This is a genomic window from Streptomyces sp. SID12501 (assembly GCF_010550245.1).
Taxonomy (GTDB): domain Bacteria; phylum Actinomycetota; class Actinomycetes; order Streptomycetales; family Streptomycetaceae; genus Streptomyces.
In genome coordinates this window covers 33425-49242 of the sequence record NZ_JAAGLU010000025.1, presented here as the reverse complement: position 1 = coordinate 49242, position 15818 = coordinate 33425, and the positions used below count along the sequence as shown (strand labels likewise).

General features: G+C 69.4%; 19 protein-coding genes. 10 read left to right on the top strand and 9 right to left on the bottom strand.

What is annotated here, in order from left to right:
* Nucleotides 1–95: 95 nt before the first annotated feature.
* Together G3I71_RS27945 and G3I71_RS27940 are read right to left on the bottom strand one after the other, a co-directional pair.
* The gene (locus G3I71_RS27945) at nucleotides 96–296 is read right to left on the bottom strand and encodes a hypothetical protein (protein WP_164318603.1); all 201 of its coding nucleotides are present in this window, start codon (nucleotides 294–296) and stop codon (nucleotides 96–98) included.
* 166 nt (nucleotides 297–462) lie between these two features.
* Nucleotides 463–621: a hypothetical protein gene (locus tag G3I71_RS27940; RefSeq protein ID WP_164318601.1), complete on the bottom strand. Its 159-nt coding sequence runs from the start codon at nucleotides 619–621 to the stop codon at nucleotides 463–465.
* A gap of 208 nt (nucleotides 622–829) precedes the next feature.
* Here G3I71_RS27940 and G3I71_RS27935 point away from each other — a divergent pair, with 208 nt between their 5' ends.
* Both G3I71_RS27935 and G3I71_RS27930 read left to right on the top strand, forming a co-directional pair.
* A complete protein-coding gene (locus tag G3I71_RS27935) occupies nucleotides 830–1672 on the top strand; it encodes a helix-turn-helix transcriptional regulator (RefSeq protein WP_164318786.1) in 843 nt (280 codons plus the stop codon).
* Complete coding sequence (locus G3I71_RS27930) at nucleotides 1654–1863, top strand: DUF397 domain-containing protein (RefSeq protein WP_164318599.1); 210 nt, start codon at nucleotides 1654–1656, stop codon at nucleotides 1861–1863. Before G3I71_RS27935 ends, G3I71_RS27930 begins: the two co-directional genes overlap by 19 nt.
* A 32-nt stretch (nucleotides 1864–1895) precedes the next feature.
* Here G3I71_RS27930 and G3I71_RS27925 read toward each other — a convergent pair whose 3' ends face one another.
* Together G3I71_RS27925 and G3I71_RS27920 are read right to left on the bottom strand one after the other, a co-directional pair.
* A complete protein-coding gene (locus G3I71_RS27925; RefSeq protein WP_164318597.1) occupies nucleotides 1896–2267 on the bottom strand; it encodes a hypothetical protein in 372 nt (123 codons plus the stop codon).
* Nucleotides 2264–2527 carry a hypothetical protein gene (locus tag G3I71_RS27920; RefSeq protein ID WP_164318595.1) on the bottom strand — a complete coding sequence of 88 codons (264 nt, stop codon included), beginning with the start codon at nucleotides 2525–2527 and terminating at the stop codon, nucleotides 2264–2266. The genes G3I71_RS27925 and G3I71_RS27920 overlap by 4 nt, the downstream gene beginning before the upstream one ends.
* A 357-nt stretch (nucleotides 2528–2884) precedes the next feature.
* Between G3I71_RS27920 and G3I71_RS27915 the strand changes: the two genes are divergently transcribed.
* A complete protein-coding gene (locus tag G3I71_RS27915; protein WP_164318594.1) occupies nucleotides 2885–3562 on the top strand; it encodes a response regulator transcription factor in 678 nt (225 codons plus the stop codon).
* 156 nt (nucleotides 3563–3718) lie between these two features.
* The gene (locus tag G3I71_RS27910) at nucleotides 3719–4993 is read left to right on the top strand and encodes an ATP-binding protein (RefSeq protein WP_164318592.1); all 1275 of its coding nucleotides are present in this window, start codon (nucleotides 3719–3721) and stop codon (nucleotides 4991–4993) included.
* Nucleotides 4994–5027: 34 nt separating this feature from the next.
* On the opposite strand, the gene G3I71_RS27905 is transcribed toward G3I71_RS27910, so the two are convergent.
* Complete coding sequence (locus tag G3I71_RS27905) at nucleotides 5028–5612, bottom strand: GtrA family protein (protein ID WP_164318590.1); 585 nt, start codon at nucleotides 5610–5612, stop codon at nucleotides 5028–5030.
* A 163-nt stretch (nucleotides 5613–5775) separates the two neighbouring features.
* Here G3I71_RS27905 and G3I71_RS27900 point away from each other — a divergent pair, with 163 nt between their 5' ends.
* The 4 genes from G3I71_RS27900 (at nucleotide 5776) to G3I71_RS27885 (ending at nucleotide 9962) form a co-directional block, all read left to right on the top strand.
* The gene (locus G3I71_RS27900; protein WP_164318588.1) at nucleotides 5776–6936 is read left to right on the top strand and encodes a 5-(carboxyamino)imidazole ribonucleotide synthase; all 1161 of its coding nucleotides are present in this window, start codon (nucleotides 5776–5778) and stop codon (nucleotides 6934–6936) included.
* Nucleotides 6933–7475 carry a 5-(carboxyamino)imidazole ribonucleotide mutase gene (purE, locus tag G3I71_RS27895; RefSeq protein WP_164318586.1) on the top strand — a complete coding sequence of 181 codons (543 nt, stop codon included), beginning with the start codon at nucleotides 6933–6935 and terminating at the stop codon, nucleotides 7473–7475. Before G3I71_RS27900 ends, purE begins: the two co-directional genes overlap by 4 nt.
* Entirely contained in the window at nucleotides 7472–8659 is a 1188-nt protein-coding gene (locus G3I71_RS27890; protein WP_164318584.1) for a dipeptidase, read from the top strand. The genes purE and G3I71_RS27890 overlap by 4 nt, the downstream gene beginning before the upstream one ends.
* Nucleotides 8660–8780: 121 nt before the next feature.
* Nucleotides 8781–9962, top strand: coding sequence for a dipeptidase (locus G3I71_RS27885; protein ID WP_164318582.1), 1182 nt, complete (start codon nucleotides 8781–8783; stop codon nucleotides 9960–9962).
* 9 nt (nucleotides 9963–9971) lie between these two features.
* Here the strand turns inward: G3I71_RS27885 and G3I71_RS27880 are convergent, their stop codons facing one another.
* Together G3I71_RS27880 and G3I71_RS27875 are read right to left on the bottom strand one after the other, a co-directional pair.
* Nucleotides 9972–10367 carry a VOC family protein gene (locus G3I71_RS27880; protein ID WP_164318580.1) on the bottom strand — a complete coding sequence of 132 codons (396 nt, stop codon included), beginning with the start codon at nucleotides 10365–10367 and terminating at the stop codon, nucleotides 9972–9974.
* Between the two features lie 74 nt (nucleotides 10368–10441).
* Nucleotides 10442–10801 (bottom strand): VOC family protein, encoded by a 360-nt coding sequence (locus G3I71_RS27875; RefSeq protein WP_164318578.1) that lies wholly within the window; start codon nucleotides 10799–10801, stop codon nucleotides 10442–10444.
* A gap of 142 nt (nucleotides 10802–10943) precedes the next feature.
* Between G3I71_RS27875 and G3I71_RS27870 the strand changes: the two genes are divergently transcribed.
* Nucleotides 10944–11453, top strand: coding sequence for a CGNR zinc finger domain-containing protein (locus G3I71_RS27870; protein WP_164318576.1), 510 nt, complete (start codon nucleotides 10944–10946; stop codon nucleotides 11451–11453).
* A 154-nt stretch (nucleotides 11454–11607) separates the two neighbouring features.
* On the opposite strand, the gene G3I71_RS27865 is transcribed toward G3I71_RS27870, so the two are convergent.
* Entirely contained in the window at nucleotides 11608–12951 is a 1344-nt protein-coding gene (locus G3I71_RS27865; RefSeq protein WP_164318574.1) for a UDP-glucose/GDP-mannose dehydrogenase family protein, read from the bottom strand.
* 262 nt (nucleotides 12952–13213) lie between these two features.
* Between G3I71_RS27865 and G3I71_RS27860 the strand changes: the two genes are divergently transcribed.
* Nucleotides 13214–14371, top strand: coding sequence for an acyl-CoA dehydrogenase (locus G3I71_RS27860; protein WP_164318572.1), 1158 nt, complete (start codon nucleotides 13214–13216; stop codon nucleotides 14369–14371).
* A 97-nt stretch (nucleotides 14372–14468) separates the two neighbouring features.
* Here the strand turns inward: G3I71_RS27860 and G3I71_RS27855 are convergent, their stop codons facing one another.
* A complete protein-coding gene (locus G3I71_RS27855; protein ID WP_164318570.1) occupies nucleotides 14469–15791 on the bottom strand; it encodes an LCP family protein in 1323 nt (440 codons plus the stop codon).
* Nucleotides 15792–15818: the final 27 nt, after the last annotated feature.

Sequence of the window (15818 nt, the reverse complement as noted above, 5' to 3'; positions counted from 1 at the left end):
GGTGATCGGTGACGTCAGGACCCCGCCCCGGTGCATGTCGCCGCGGGCGGGGTCGGGCGTTCTCCGCCACCTCGAACGTGCTGCTCCCGTGCTGCTCACGTGCCGCTGTGGGCGTCCAGCAGATGGGCCCGGAGCCGTACGTTCGCGTCGCTGACCGCGCTGTGGTCGAAGGCGGCCTGCGCGTTGCTCCGGCGTGCGGCGAGTTCCTGACAGGCCTCGCAGCCGTCCGTCGGCGCGGGTGGGCGGTACTCCTCGTAGGACGGGTAGAGCGGCGGGCGCGGTGGGCGCGATGTCATGGCGCACACCCCTGTCCGTGCCTGCCGTGCTCCCCCAACTCCCTTTCACAGTCGCTGACTTCACCCGTACGACCGGCTTCCAGAGCCGCGTCCCGCTGCACTGCCAGCGCCTCGCACACGTCACAGGGCGGCGCCTGGGCCGTCGTGGAGGGCGTGGCGGCCGTGTTCACGCCGACCACCGTGCGAGTGCCGCTTCCAGAGAGCGCAGGACCTCGGGGGTCGGCGCCGCCCAGGCACCGGACGGGGTCCAGGTGGGGGCGGGGGTGGCGCGGTGGGTGGTGGTGCGGGGACGCCGGGGGAGACGGGGGAGGGAGGTCGTCGTCATCGGGTCACTCCTCGGGTGGAGGTTCCGGCGTAAGCCTGTGCTGTGTGCGGTCGCCGGATTACGGTGCGTGTTCAGGTATGACGAGCATGCCGCCTCCATGGGGCGGAAACGTCGTGGACAGGGCCGGATTTCCACGTTCGGCGGGACGGATTTCCACGGCTCCATACAGCTACCCACATCACCCACAGTCGCCGTAGGGGAGTACGAGATGTCGCAACGACGGACCGTGACGAGTCGCAGCCAGGAGCCACGGGCGCGGTTCGCCGAGGAACTGAAGGCGTTGCGGGAGAAGAGCGGGGACAGTCTGCGCCAGTTGAGCGAGAAGGTGGGCTGGGACTTCTCGCTGTTCGGCAAGATGGAGAACGGCCACACGCTGGGCAGCGCCGACGTGGTGCAGGCACTCGACCAGTACTTCGGCGCGGACACGTTCCTGGTGACCTTGTGGGAACTGGCGCTGGGAGATCAGGCTCAGTACAAGGATCAGTACCGTACGTTCTTTCAGCTGGAGGCCGAGGCGCTCAGCATGTGGCACTTCGGGTTGAACAGCGTCCCTGGTGTGTTGCAGACCCGGGAGTACGCGACCGAGGTGCTCGCGGCAGGTGGCATGCAGGGTGAGGAACTGGCCCGCCATGTCGAGGCACGCCTCAACCGTGGCGCGATGCTCTTGGCGGAGGATGCGCCCCGATTCCGCACGATTCTGTACGAGTCGGTGCTGCGACTGATGCTGCGAGACGAGAAGGTGTGGCGCCAGCAGTTGGAACATTTGCTGACGATGTCCCGGCGCCCGAACGTGACTGTGCAGGTACTGCCGTTCAGCGTCGGGCCGTTCGGCATGATGAACACGGAGGCGATGTTCCTGCAGCCCGCAGACGGTCGCTCTGTGGCTTACACGGAGAACGACCTGCACGGCGAAGTCATCGTAGAAGGAAGCCAGATTGAGCGTCTGCAATCTGCATACGATGCTATGCGCGACTTGGCGTTGTCCCCGGTCGAGTCGCGAAGGTTCATCGGAGAGATGCTGGAGGAAGCGCAATGCGATCCATCGATCTGAGTACCGTCACGTGGCGCAAGAGCAGCTACAGCAACACTGACGCCGGCCAGTGCCTCGAAGTCGCCGACAACCTCTCCGTCGTCCCCGTCCGCGACTCCAAGACCCCCGACGCCCCCGCCCTCGTACTCCGGCCCACCACCTGGACCTCCTTCGTCACGGCAGTACGCCGCGCCCAACTCCCCACCTGCTGACGGACGTACGCCCGTCAGTAGGCCGGAGTGCCTCAGGGCTTGCCGATGTCGACGGCCCACACTCCCGTACCGTCGTACGCCTCGGGTGTGGCGGTCAGTACCTGGCCCTCGACCGCGCCAGAGGCAGCCGCGTGAACTGCGTGGCCGTACGCCCATTCCAGGCCGGCGGTCACCGCGTGCTCGACCGAGGCGGTACCGGCGAAGTCGAGCGGTACGAACTCCAGGCCGGGCAGGGCGCCGACATGTGCTGCCGCGCCAGGGAGTTGAAGGCTCGCGGCAATCAGGCACAGTGCCGGGACATGCGCGCGCTGCCCTGGATCGTCGACCTCGACGACCGCCAGACCGGACAGCAGCCGGTGACCACGGCACAGGGCGAGCACCGCGGTGTGGTCCAGGATGATCACCGGCGTTCTCCCAGTTGCCTCGCGGCAATGGCGGCACGCCACTCCTGCGCTTCTCGAACGTCGGCGTCGGTGAGGTCCGCACGCAGATTGGCCCGTACGTAGGCGATGGCCCGGGCCGTGCGCTCGGCTCGCTCCTCCTCCGTGGGGGCCGCGGCGACCACACGCTCCACGTAGGCGCGTGTGCTCAGGCCGCGCTCTTCGGCGAGCGTGCGCAGGCGGTCTCTTACCGACTCACTGATCTTGATCGTGGTGTCAGCCATACCGAGAGAATACAACTGAATACCAAAGGGGGTTCACTCGCCGGTGTAGCAAAAGAGATCTTCAGGGAAAATCGGACAAGAGGTCGTATGAGTCTGTTAAGGAACTTTCCGTCACGTAATGTTTCTCTGTGGCAAATAGTGGTACTTGTGGCATTGATCGCAGGCAATGGGCGGGCGTCAATCGCCCATTCGAAGGTAAGGGACAGGAAAGTGCCATAGAGGTACAGGTTCGAGCACCGGAGTGTGGTGGGTAGCGGCCCCGCCGTCCCTAGTGCTCTCGTCGTAGCGTCCGAAGGTAAGAATCAAGAACGCCTGGTCACACCCCGGACGGCGTCCAGGGCGGTCTACCATCAGCTCATGACCCGTGTACTGCTCGCTGAGGACGACGCGTCCATCTCGGAGCCGCTGGCCCGCGCACTGCGCAGGGAAGGTTACGAGGTCGAGGTGCGCGAGGACGGCCCGACCGCGCTCGACGCAGGCATCCAGGGCGGTATCGACCTGGTTGTCCTGGACCTGGGACTGCCCGGTATGGACGGCCTCGAAGTGGCCCGCCGGCTGCGTGCCGAGGGGCTGACCGTCCCGATCCTCATCCTGACCGCGCGCGCCGACGAGGTGGACACCGTCGTCGGCCTCGACGCGGGCGCCGACGACTACGTCACCAAGCCCTTCCGGCTCGCCGAACTGCTCGCCCGCGTGCGGGCCCTGCTCCGGCGCGGTGCGTCCGAGCAGCAGCAGCCGCCCGCCACGCACGGCGTGCGCATCGACGTCGAGTCGCACCGCGCGTGGATGGGCGAAGAGGAACTCCAGCTCACCGCCAAGGAGTTCGACCTGCTGCGGGTGCTTGTGCGTGACGCGGGGCGGGTCGTGACCCGCGACCAGCTGATGCGTGAGGTGTGGGACACGACGTGGTGGTCGTCGACCAAGACGCTCGACATGCACATCTCGTGGCTGCGGAAGAAGCTGGGCGACGATGCCGCCAACCCTCGGTATATCGCGACTGTCCGGGGCGTCGGTTTCCGGTTCGAGAAGAGTTAGCGAACTACGCGCGTAACCCTCCGGGGGCTGTGCGTGGTGTGCGACTGCGGGCCGGTGAGGGCTGGTCGCGCAGTTCCCCGCGCCCCTGGGGTGGGGCGCTGCGCGCCACCACCCCAGGGCACACTCGTCGTGTTGGAGCCATTGCCCGGAGGGCCTGTGCGTCGTCGTCTTATTCAGTCCACCCTTGCCGTCGTGCTCGTGGTGATCGCCGTGTTCGGTGTGTCGCTCGTCATCGTCGAGACGCGGACGATCAGTGCGAGTGCCCAGGAGCGGGTGGACTCCGAGGCCGTGCGGCTGGCCAGCATCGTGGACAGCCGAATCCTCGGGGCCGAGCAGATCAACTCCAAGGTCCTCCGCGGCCTCGTCACCGGCGACCGGTACGCCGTCGTGCGCATCCCCGGCCGTGCGCCGATCGAGGTCGGGGACCAGCCCGTCGGTGACGTCATCTCCGCCGAGGAGGACGGCGAGGAGGGCGAGACCGTCCGGGTCGAGGAACCCCGTTCCTCCGTGACCCGTGAGGTAGGCCGCACCCTGCTGATCATCGGCGCGGTCGCGCTGCTCGCCGTCATCGCCGCCGTCCTGCTCGCCGTACGGCAGGCGAACCGGCTGGCCTCGCCGCTCACCGACCTCGCCGAGACCGCCGAACGCCTCGGCTCGGGCGACCCGCGCCCCCGCCACAAGCGGTACGGCGTCCCGGAGCTCGACCGGGTCGCGGATGTGCTGGACAGCTCGGCGGAACGTATCGCCCGGATGCTCACCGCCGAACGCCGGCTGGCCGCGGACGCCTCGCACCAGCTGCGTACGCCCCTCACCGCCCTGTCCATGCGCCTTGAGGAGATCACCCTCACCGACGACCCGGACACGGTGAAGGAGGAGGCCACGATCGCGCTCACGCAGGTCGAACGCCTCACGGACGTCGTCGAGCGGCTCCTCACCAACGCCCGCGACCCGCGCACCGGCTCCGCCGTCTCCTTCGACCTCGACGAGGTCATCCAGCAGCAGCTCGCCGAGTGGCGCCCCGCCTACCGCAGCGAGGGCCGGGCCATCGTCACCTCCGGCAAGCGGCATCTGCAGGCCGTCGGTACGCCGGGCGCGGTCGCGCAGGTGCTGGCCGCCCTGATCGAGAACTCCCTCATGCACGGCGGCGGCACGGTCGCCCTGCGCACCCGCGTCATCGGCAACCAGGCGGTGATCGAGGTCACGGACGAGGGGTCCGGCGTCCCGGCCGACCTCGGCGCCCGGATCTTCGAGCGCGCGATCAGCGGCCGCAACTCCACGGGCATCGGCCTCGCGGTCGCCCGCGACCTCGCGGAGGCCGACGCGGGCCGCCTGGAGCTGCTCCAGGCCCAGCCGCCGGTCTTCGGCCTCTTCCTGTCCCGGACCCCGCTGAAGAAGCCGCTGGGGGGCGAGGAGGAGCGGACGGTCCGGTAGGTGCCCGTACGTGGTTCCGGTGGTGCGGGGGCTGTCAGCCGACGTGCTGGCGGTGGGACCGGCCCCCGGGAATCGTCCGTCCCTCCGGAAGAGGCACCGAGTCCGCCTCTTCGAGGAACGATTCGGCGCTGGCGACCGCCTCACGCGCCGGAAGCGTACGGAACACCCACGTACGGTACGACCAGAAGCGGAACAGGGTCGCGACGCCGATCCCGACGAACTTGAAGACGTTGCTCTGCAGGGGGCTGTCCAGGCCGAAGCCGTACGTCGCCGCGTAAAGAACGCCGTTCTCGATGACCAGTCCGACCGCGCTGAACAGCAGGAACAGCGTCAGTTCCTTCGTACGGCCGCTCTTGTCGCGGTCCCGGTACGTGAAGTAGCGGAAGCCGACGTAGTTCGAGCAGATCGCGACGACAGTCGCGGTCACACTGGCGCGGACCACCGGGAGGTCGGTCGTGGCGCGCACCAGGTTGAACACGAGCAGGTTGACGAGAAGCCCCGCCGTTCCCACCGCCCCGAACTTCGCCACCTCGGCCGCGAACTGGTCGAATCGTCGGCGTACGGCGCTCCGGGGCGTCGTATGAAGCCCGTCGGAACCACCTTCGGAACCACGTTCCATGGTCTGTCGGCCCCCGTCTGTGGGATCGCGGTGTGGGATTTCGTCAACCCAGCCATGCTAACCACCCCCTCTGGGGCTTGCCTGTGCGCATCGGGTCACAGGCGTGTAATGCGTGAAATCAGGCCGGGATGGCCGACCGGATACTCGCCGATACTCTTGGAGGGTGACGTTCCCGGTAGTCGGCATGGTCGGCGGGGGGCAGCTCGCTCGTATGACACACGAGGCGGGCATCCCGCTCGGCATCAGGTTCAAGCTTCTCAGTGACACCCCGCAGGAGTCCGCGGCGCAGGTGGTCGGTGATGTCGTCATCGGCGACTACCGCGACCTGGAGACGCTGCGCGCCTTCGCGCAGGGGTGCGATGTGATCACTTTCGATCACGAGCACGTCCCGACCGAGCATCTTCGGGCCCTGGAGGCGGACGGCATCCCCGTCCGCCCCGGCCCCGACGCGCTCGTGCACGCCCAGGACAAGGGCGTGATGCGGGCGAAGCTCGACGAGATCGGGGTGCCGTGCCCGCGCCATCGCATCGTCCGCGACGTCGTGGACGTGGTGGCCTTCGCGGCCGAGGGCGTGCCCGAAGGCGATGAGGGGGACGGCTTTCCGGTCGTCCTCAAGACGGTCCGCGGTGGGTACGACGGCAAAGGCGTGTGGGTCGTCCGGTCCGCGGCGGACGCCGCCGACCCCTTCCGGGCCGGTGTGCCGGTCCTGGCCGAGGAGAAGGTCGACTTCGTACGGGAACTGGCGGCGAACGTCGTCCGCTCCCCGCACGGCCAGGCCGTCGCTTACCCGGTCGTCGAGTCGCAGCAGGTCGACGGCGTGTGCGACACCGTCATCGCCCCGGCACCCGGCATAGCGGAGGAGCTGACCCTCCAGGCCACGGAACTGGCCCTGCGCATCGCCAAGGAACTCGGCGTGGTCGGCCACCTGGCCGTCGAACTGTTCGAGACCCGGGACGGTCGCATCCTCGTCAACGAACTGGCGATGCGCCCGCACAACTCGGGCCACTGGACCCAGGACGGCGCGATCACCAGCCAGTTCGCCAACCACGTCCGCGCGGTCCTCGACCTCCCGCTCGGCGACCCGCGCCCGCGTGCCAAGTGGACGGTCATGGCGAACGTCCTCGGCGGCGACTTCCCCGACATGTACTCCGCGTACCTGCACTGCATGGCCCGCGACCCCCAGCTGAAGATCCACATGTACGGCAAGGACGTGAAGCCCGGCCGCAAGGTCGGCCACGTCAACACCTACGGCGACGACCTGGACGACGTGCTGGAGCGCGCCCGTCACGCAGCCGGCTATCTGAGAGGCACGATCACCGAATGAGTTCCGTCGCAGGCCCCCTCGTGGGCATCGTCATGGGTTCCGACTCCGACTGGCCCGTCATGGAGGCCGCCGCCCAGGCGCTCGACGAGTTCGAGATCGCGTACGAGGTCGACGTCCTGTCCGCGCACCGCATGCCGCGCGAGATGATCGCCTACGGCGAGCAGGCCGACGGCCGCGGGCTGAAGGCGATCATCGCGGGCGCGGGCGGCGCGGCCCATCTGCCCGGCATGCTGGCGTCGGTGACCCCGCTCCCGGTGATCGGCGTCCCGGTGCCCCTCAAGTACCTCGACGGCATGGACTCGTTGCTGTCGATCGTGCAGATGCCGGCCGGTGTGCCGGTCGCCACGGTCTCGGTCGGCGGCGCGCGCAACGCGGGCCTGCTGGCGGCCCGCATCCTGGCCTCGCACGACGAGGAACTCCTCGGCCGGATGCGGGAGTTCCAGCAGGAGCTGAACGACCAGGCCACCGAGAAGGGCAAGCGGCTGCGCGCCAAGGTCGACAGCGGCGCGGGCGGCAGCGGCTTCGGCTTCGGGAAGTGACGTCGGTGAGCTCCCTGGAGCAGGCCCGGGAACTCCTGCGGGAGTTCCCGGTCGTCGACGGCCACAACGACCTCCCGTGGGCGCTGCGCGAACAGGTCCGCTACGACCTCGACGCCCGCGACATCGCCACCGCCCAGCACGCCCACCTGCACACCGACATCCCGCGCCTGCGCGAGGGCGGGGTCGGCGCGCAGTACTGGTCGGTGTACGTCCGCTCGGACCTGCCCGACGCGGTGCCCGCGACCCTCGAACAGATCGACTGCGTACGTCAGTTGATCGCGCGGTACGGCGACGACCTGCGCCCCGCCCTCACGGCCGCCGACATGGAGGCGGGCCGGCGCGAAGGCCGTATCGCCTCCCTCATGGGTGCCGAGGGCGGTCACTCGATCGCCAACTCCCTCGGCACCCTGCGGGGGTTGTACGAACTGGGCGTGCGCTATCTGACCCTCACCCACAACGACAACGTGGCGTGGGCGGACTCGGCGACGGACGAGCCGGGCGTCGGCGGGCTGTCGGAGTTCGGCCGCGAGGTGGTCCGGGAGATGAACCGACTCGGCATGCTCGTCGACCTCTCGCATGTCGCCGCGACGACGATGCGGCACGCGCTGGACACGTCCGTCGCGCCGGTGATCTTCTCCCACTCCTCCTCGCGCGCGGTGTGCGACCACCCGCGCAACATCCCCGACGACGTGCTGGAACGCCTGCCCGGCAACGGTGGGATGGCCATGGTGACGTTCGTGCCCAAGTTCGTCCTCCAGGCCGCCGTCGACTGGACGGCCGCCGCGGACGACAACATGCGCGTCCACGGTTTCCACCCCCTCGCCACGACCCCCGAGGCGATGAAGGTCCACCGCGCCTTCGAGGAGACGAACCCGCGCCCGATCGCCACGGTCTCGACGGTCGCCGACCACCTGGACCACATGCGCGAGGTGGCCGGCATCGACCACCTGGGCATCGGCGGCGACTACGACGGCACGGCGTTCACCCCGGACGGCCTCAGCGACGTCTCCGGTTACCCGAACCTCATCGCCGAGCTGCTGGACCGATCCTGGTCGAAGACCGACCTCGCCAAGCTGACCTGGGGCAACGCGGTACGGGTGCTGGGGGCGGCGGAGGACGTGGCACGCGAGGAGCGGGAGAGGCGGGGGCCCTCCAACGCCACGCTGGAGGAGCTGGACGGCTGAGGCGGACTCGGGGGGCGAGGGCGTACCCCCGAACGCCCCACCCACCAGGAAGCCCCCTCGGCTCCGTGCGACGGTGACCGTATTGCGATCACGCGGTAGATCACGACGTACGGAGCCCGTCATGGCCGACCTGCAGGACGAACTGCACACCACAGCCGAGGTCGGGGAACTCGACCCGCCGCTGCCCCCGCCCGTCTCCTTGCCGGAGCCCGACGACCACCCCCACGGGGACATGGCGACGGAGCTCGACTTCTCCGCCCTCTCAGCCCTTTCCGATCTCGCCGACCTGGACACCGCCGACCCTCTAGACCGTGCCCACGCGGTCCTCGCCGAGCACCCCGTCGCCGACGGTTACAGCGGGCTGCCCTGGGCGCTGCGGCACCTCTCCTGGTACGACCTGGAGCTCGGTGAGAGCACCGTCGACACCGATGTGCCCCGGATGCGACGCGGCCACGTGGGCGCCCTGTTCTGGGCGCTGCACCTGCCCGAGGGGCTCGCCGGGGACCGGGCCGTCGGCGCCACCCTGGAGCAGCTCGACCTGGTCAAGACGGTGGCCCGGAGCCACCCGGAGGGGCTGCGTCTCGCGGACACCGCCGGGCAGGTCACCGACGCCCGCAACTGCGGACGGGTCGCTGTCGTCCTCGGGCCCGCCGCCGCATCCGCGCTCGACGACTCGATCGGCATCCTGCGCGTCCTGCACTCCCTGGGCCTGCGCGTGCTCACCCTCGCCGGTACGTCCTGGGCGAGCGAGGCCGGGCTCACCCGGTTCGGCGAGGAGGTGGTCCGCGAGATGAACCGGCTCGGTGTGCTGGCCGACCTCTCGGGCGCCTCCGCGGCCACCATCAGCCGTACCGTCACGATCTCCAAGGCGCCGGTCCTGTGCACCCGCTCCGCGGCCCGCGCCCTGCGCCCCCACCCCGCCAACCTCCCCGACGAGACGCTCGCCGAGCTGGGCGCGGCCCGGGGCCTGTGCCTGGTGCCGCTGACGGCCGAGCAGACCGGGCCGTCCGTCCGTGACGTCGCCGACCACCTCGACCACGTCCGCGCGGTCGCGGGCCCGGAGTGCGTCGGCCTGTCCGGTACGTACGACTCCGGCAGCGCCCACCCCCAGGAACTCGGCGACGCCTCCTGCTACCCGAACCTGATCGCCGAACTCCTTCGCCGAGGCTGGACCGAGCCCGACATCGGGCTCCTCACCTGGGGAAACGTCCAGCGTGTCCTGCGCAGTGCCGACTTCACGGCCAAGGCGGCCCAGCAACGCCGGGAGCCGTCCACGGCACGGATCGCGGAGCTGGACGGCTGACCCGGCTGCTCAGGTGCGCTCGATCCGGCAGAGGCAGAACGGATGCCCCGCCGGATCGGCGTAGACCCTGAAGTCCCGCTTCCCGTCCTGGTCGTCCAGGTCCAGCGGGCGGGCGCCGAGCGCGAGGACCGCCTCCTGGGCCGCGTCCAGCTCCGCCCAGGTGGAGCCGGCGTCCAGGTCGAGGTGGAACTGCTGGGAGCCGTGATCGGCCCGCGGCCACTCGGGCGGGGAGTACCCGGGCGCCTGCTGGAATGCCAGCCGCGGCCCGCCGGGAACGTGGAGCACGACCCACTCGGGCTCCTCTTCCACGGGCGTACCGCCGAGGACCCGTGCGTAGAAACGGGCCAGCGCGTGAGGGTCGGGACAGTCGAGGACGACGGTACGGAAACGGGCTACGGGCGTCATGGGTTCCTCCGGTCGGTACGGTCGGTACGGCCGTTCGGCACGTCTGTTACATCCGTTACGTCCGTTGCGCCTGTTCAGCCTGCGCAGAGGCAGAACGGGTGTCCCGCCGGGTCCGCGTACACCCTGAAGGAGCGGGCCCGGTCCTCCGTGTCCAGCGGCTTCGCGCCCAGCGCGAGCACCTCCCGCTCGGCCGTGTCCAGGTCCGCCACCGTCACGTCCAGATGGAACTGCTGCGAGGCCTCTGCCGACGGCCACTTCGGGGGTACGTGTCCGGGGGCGGCCTGGAAGGCCAGGCTCGGCCCGCCCGGGATCCGCAGGTCGACCCAGTCCTCCTGGACCTCGGGAGTCCCGCCCAGCAGCCCGGCGTAGAAGGCGGCGAGTGCGTCGGGGTCGGGACAGTCCAGGACTACCTGGTCGAACTTGGCGATGGGCATGGGTTCCTCCGTCGATTGCCTGCTCAGTGCTCTCTGCTGCTCTCCGGCGTTCCGGGTACCCCGTTGTTACCGGTTGACCCGTCTCATACGGTTACCGGATGCCCGTGCATAGGAGGTAACGCGAAGAGGTACCGTCTGCGGTATGAGCGAGAACGGGTCCGCACCCGGAGGGCTGGCCCTCGTGGAGGCCTTGGTGAACACCAGGGACCTGGAGTCGGGCCGGGACGCGCTGGACGCCGTCGAGGGGCGTGCCGCGTTCGGCATCGCGGAGATCACCGAACGGGAACTGGTGGCCGTGAAGGAGCTGCGGGAGTCCCTGCGGGCCGTCTGCCTCGCCCACGCCGGGCATCCACCGCACGACACCGTCACGCCCCTGGGCCAACTGCTGTCCCGCGCCCCGCTGTTGGTGACCGTCGACGAGCGGGACGGCTCGGCCCGCCTGACCGCCGCCGAGCAGGGCCCGCTGCTCTCCCGAGTGGCGGCGGCCGTCGCGGAGGCACTCACCGACGGCACCTGGCTGCGCCTCAAGGCGTGCGAGCTGCCCGAGTGCCACTGGGCGTACTACGACCGCAGCCCCGCCGGGCGCCGGCGCTGGTGCGCCATGTCGGTGTGCGGGGCGCGCGCGAAGATGCGGCGCTATCGCGCGAAGTAGGGGGTCCGCGTGGAGTGGCCGCCCGGGATTTGGGATGCGGGTCCCGAAGGGTGGCCGGGATGTGGAGAATGGGACAGGCGCCGGTCCGGCCGACTGAGCCTCGGCCGGACCGGCGTCCTACCCCGGGCCGGACTCCGTCAGCCGCAAGCGGCCGTCAGGCGGTGGGCCGCCCCATCGCGCGGTACGTCCATCCGGCCTTGCGCCACACCTCCGGGTCGAGGGCGTTGCGCCCGTCCAGGACGAGCCGGTGGGCCACCGCCTCGCCCAGCGCCGCCGGGTCCAGCTCGCGGAACTCCCGCCACTCGGTCAGGTGCAGTACGGCATCGGCGCCCCGGACCGCCTCCAGGGCCGTGTCGGCGTACGTGAGCGTCGGGAAGACCTTGCGTGCGTTGGCCATGCCCTTCGGGTCGTACACCGTGACCTGGCCGCCCTGTAGGTGGATCTGCCCGGCGACGTTGAGGGCCGGCGAGTCGCGGACGTCGTCCGAGTCGGGCTTGAAGGTGGCGCCGAGCACCGCGACCCGCTTCCCGAGGAACGGGCCGCCGCCCAGTGCCTGCCGGGCCAGTTCCACCATCTGGCCGCGCTGACGCATGTTGATCGAGTCGATCTCGCGCAGGAAGGTCAGCGCCTGGTCGGCGCCCAGCTCACCGGCGCGCGCCATGAACGCCCGGATGTCCTTGGGCAGACACCCGCCGCCGAAGCCGATCCCGGCCCGCAGGAACTTCTTGCCGATCCGGTCGTCGTACCCGATCGCCTCGGCGAGCTTCGCCACATCCCCGTCGGCGGCCTCGCAGACCTCCGCCATGGCGTTGATGAACGAGATCTTGGTGGCGAGGAAGGAGTTCGCGGAGGTCTTCACCAGCTCGGCGGTCGGGAAGTCGGTGACGACGAACGGCGTCCCCTCCGCGATCGGCGTGGCGTACACCTCGCGCAGCAGCTTCTCGGCCCGCTCGCTCCGTACGCCGACCACGAGCCGGTCGGGGTGCAGCGTGTCCTGGACGGCGAAGCCCTCGCGCAGGAACTCCGGGTTCCAGGCCAGCTCGGCGTCCGCGCCGGCGGGCGCCAGCCCGGCGATCGTCCGGGCGAGCCGGTCCGCCGAGCCGACGGGCACCGTCGACTTGCCGACGACGAGGGTGGGGGAGGTGAGGTGCGGGGCGAGGGACTCGATCGCGGAATCGACGTACGACATGTCGGAGGCGTACTCGCCGTGCTTCTGCGGGGTGTTCACGCAGACGAAGTGAATGTCTCCGAAGGCGGCGATCTCGGTCCAGTCCATGGTGAAGCGCAGGCGCCCGGTGGACCCCTCGATCCCCGCGACATGCTTGCGCAGCAGCTCGTCGAGTCCGGGCTCGTACATGGGGGCCTGCGCGCGCCGCAGCAGGTCGATCTTCTCCTCCACGACATCCAGCGCCAGCACCTCGAAACCGAGCTCGGCCATGGCGGCGGCGTGGGTGGCCCCGAGGTATCCGGTGCCGATCACGGTGATCTTGAGAGCCATGGGTGCTCCTGGGGTGTGGCCTGGGGGTGGTCGTGTGTGCGATGGCGAGCATAGTCGTGGGCCCGGCACGGCCTGGCAGGGGCTGTTGCGGGCCTTCACCGGGCAGAATTCTCCGGGAGTCCCCGGGAGTCCCCCGAACTCCTCCCTGTCGCCAAGCTCACGTATCACTCGGGTGGGCAGGCCCTTAAAATTTGGATTACCTACTGTGTTACTTAACGGTAGTTAGCGTCAGTCATACAGCGTCTTTGGAGCGTGAGAGACCTTGGCCGGATCGGCTGATTTCGACCTGTACCGCCCGTCGGAGGAGCACGACATGCTCCGTGACGCGATCCGCTCCCTGGCCGAGGCGAAGATCTTGCCGTACGCCGCGGCGGTGGACGAGGAAGCACGCTTCCCCCAGGAGGCCCATGACGCGCTGGTGGCCAACGACCTGCACGCCGTCCACGTACCGGAGTCGTACGGCGGCGCGGGCGCGGACGCGCTGGCGACCGTGATCGTGATCGAGGAGGTCGCACGGGTGTGCGCCTCCTCGTCCCTGATCCCGGCGGTGAACAAGCTCGGCTCGCTGCCCGTGATCCTCTCCGGCTCGGAGGAGCTGAAGAAGAAGTACATGACACCCCTCGCCAAGGGCGAGGGCATGTTCTCGTACTGCCTCTCGGAGCCCGACGCGGGCTCGGACGCGGCCGGCATGAAGACGAGGGCGGTCCGCGACGGCGACTTCTACGTCCTCAACGGCGTGAAGCGCTGGATCACCAACGCGGGCGAGTCCGAGTACTACACGGTGATGGCCGTGACCGACCCCACCAAGCGCAGCAAGGGCATCTCCGCGTTCGTCGTCGAGAAGTCCGACGAGGGCGTCTCCTTCGGCGCCCCGGAGAAGAAGCTCGGCATCAAGGGCAGCCCGACCCGCGAGGTCTACCTCGACAACGTCCGCATCCCGGCCGACCGCATGATCGGCGACGAGGGCACCGGCTTCGCCACCGCGATGCAGACCCTGGACCACACCCGCATCACGATCGCCGCGCAGGCGCTGGGCATCGCGCAGGGCGCCCTCGACTACGCCAAGGGCTACGTCAAGGAGCGCAAGCAGTTCGGCAAGCCGATCGCCGACTTCCAGGGCATCCAGTTCATGCTCGCCGACATGGCCATGAAGATCGAGGCGGCCCGGCAGCTGACGTACGCGGCTGCCGCCAAGTCCCAGCGCGGCGACAAGGACCTCACCTTCCAGGGCGCGGCGGCGAAGTGCTTCGCGTCGGACGTGGCGATGGAGGTCACCACGGACGCGGTCCAGCTGCTGGGCGGCTACGGCTACACGCGTGACTATCCGGTGGAGCGGATGATGCGCGATGCCAAGATCACCCAGATCTACGAAGGTACGAACCAGGTCCAGCGGATCGTGATGGCCCGCAACCTGCCGTAACTCGCTGACTCGGTAACCCGGCACGAAAACCCGTTCGCCCCTGCCCGATCCATCGGGCAGGGGCGAACGGGTTTGTCATCGGGGCCGGTCGCCGCGCTCAGTTGCCGGAGACGGTGACCTTGTCGTCGTTCTTCAGTTCGGTCACCAGCGTCTTCACCTTCGCCTTGTCCCAGACGAGGTTGCCGCCGGTCGAGCCCGAGATCGGCATGTTCATCGACTTGCCGTCGCCGCCCGTGACGCCCTTCATCGCCCAGAACATGTCGCCCAGGTCGAACAGGCCCATGTCCTTGTCGACGACCAGGGTGTCGAGGCCCGCACTCATCGTCGGGTACAGCTTGAAGGGGTTCAGGATCGTGCTCGGCGTCGCGGTCTGGCTCGCCAGCGCCGCGAGGAACTTCTGCTGGTTCTTCGTACGGTCGAGGTCGCTGCCCGCGAGGGCGTACCGGGTACGGACGAAGGCCAGGGCCTGCTCGCCGTTGAGGGTCTGCTTGCCCGCCGTGAAGTTGGCGCCGGACTTCGTGTCCTTCATCCCGCCCTTGGGGATGGTGAGCTCCACGCCGCCGACCGCGTCCACGATGTTCGCGAAACCGGCGAAGCCGATCTCCACGTAGTGGTCGATGCGCAGACCCGTGTTGAACTCGACGGTACGGACGAGCAGTTCGGGCCCGTCCGTCGCGTAGGCCGCGTTCAGCTTGGTGTGCTTGCCCGTGCCCTTGTACGTCTTGCCGGACTCGGAGCCCACGAACGTCGGGATCTCCACGTCCGAGTCACGGGGGAGGGAGATGAGCGTCGGCCCGTTGTCGCCGGTGTGCAGGATCATCATCGAGTCGGTGCGCTTGCCCTCGGCGGACCCGGTGTGCAGCGCCTTCTTCTCCTCGGCCGACATGCCCTCACGGCTGTCGGAACCGACGATCAGATAGTTGGTGCCCTTGCCGCCGTCCGGCCGGTCGATGACCTTGGACAGGTCGACCTGGCGGTTCAGCTTGCCGTCGGCCCAGAAGTACGTGCCGACGGACACCACGACCAGCACCGTGACCACCGTGATCGCGGTCCACTTGATGCGCTTGCGCCAGTTCGGAGCAGAACGAGGGCCACTCATCGCGCCGGGCCCGCCCGGTCCGCCGTCCGATCCACCGACGCTGGGCGCGCCGCCGTAGACCTGGCCGGTGTTGTATCCGCTGTCGTAGCCGTTGCCATAAGGGTCTTGTCCCCGTCCATGTCCCTGGTCGCCGGCGTACGGCTGCTGCTGCGGCACCCCGCCGCCGTACGGCGGGGCGGACGGGTTCTGGCCACCCGGGCCGCCTTGGCCGCGCTGGACCTGCCGCATCACGCGCGCACTCTCGGGCTGTGCGTTCGCGCTGCCGCGTCCGTAGCGGTTGTCGCGGTTGTCGTCGGACCACGCGCCTGGCCAATCGTTCATGCGGCCAGTGTGCAGTGCCGGGCCATG